1 protein-coding gene and 1 pseudogene are annotated in these 911 nt (G+C 66.6%); both read left to right on the top strand.

The window, feature by feature from the left end:
* A partial coding sequence (locus tag LXN57_RS47745) for a beta-xylosidase family glycoside hydrolase (RefSeq protein ID WP_507185061.1) occupies positions 1-395 on the top strand: 395 nt, incomplete at its 5' end.
* Between the two features lie 76 nt (positions 396-471).
* Positions 472-742: pseudogene (locus tag LXN57_RS47750) on the top strand (non-reducing end alpha-L-arabinofuranosidase family hydrolase); the annotation flags it as partial.
* Between the last annotated feature and the right edge of the window lie 169 nt (positions 743-911).

Here is a 911-nt window from a genome sequence, read left to right on the forward strand (position 1 = left end):
GCGACCGGGCCGGCCTGGCCATGCTGCGCGATCAGTCGGCGTGGATCGGCATCCGCAAGGACAACGGCAGCACCCGGATTTCGATGACCAACGGCCTGTCCATGTCCACCAACGGCTGGACCACCACGGGCACCGGCGCCGAGGCCGCCGGCGCGACCGTGTCCGGCGGCACGATCTGGCTGCGGGCCACAGCGAACATCCAACCCGGATCCGGGCGTACGGCCACCTTCTCGTACAGCACCAACGGCAGCACGTTCACCAACCTCGGCCCGGCCTTCACCCTGAACAACAACTGGCAGTTCTTCATGGGCTACCGCTTCGGCATCTTCAACTACGCCACCCAGTCGCTGGGCGGCTCGGTCACCGTCAACCGGTTCGACCTGACAGCCCCGTAGCCCCGCACGCACGCCCCCATCCCCGCTCCCGAAGACAGTACCCAAGATGATCACTACCGTTCCGTCCGGCCACCGATCACGACCGGCCGTCGAGGTGCAGGGCGCCTCGACGGCCGACGGTGGCGACATCGTGCGGTACGCCGACTGGAACGGCGCCAACCAGCAATGGCAGCTGAACAAGGTCGGATAGCGCCGCCGCGCCACGAATTTCCCCGTCAGTCACGACGCGATGAGCCGGAGCACCGTCGCGCCGTCGTTGTTCTACTTCGCGCCGAAGAACATTTGGGTGCTCCACTTACCAGTGGGGCGCCGGGGCGGTGTTCTTCTACCGCACCTCCAGCGACCCGCCCCAGGTGTGCAAGGTCCAGGGCCGTAATCCCCACTTCCAGGGCGACTACGGCCAGCGGCCCTACCGCCCGGGCCTGCTGACCCGACAGCGCTGGGCGAGTTCAGCCAGTCGTAGCATTTGATCTTGGTGGTTTGGTGGGACAGGATGCCCGCCGTGCGCAACATGTT

Origin of the sequence: Paractinoplanes hotanensis, assembly GCF_023717965.1 — a bacterium.
GTDB lineage: Bacteria > Actinomycetota > Actinomycetes > Mycobacteriales > Micromonosporaceae > Actinoplanes > Actinoplanes polyasparticus.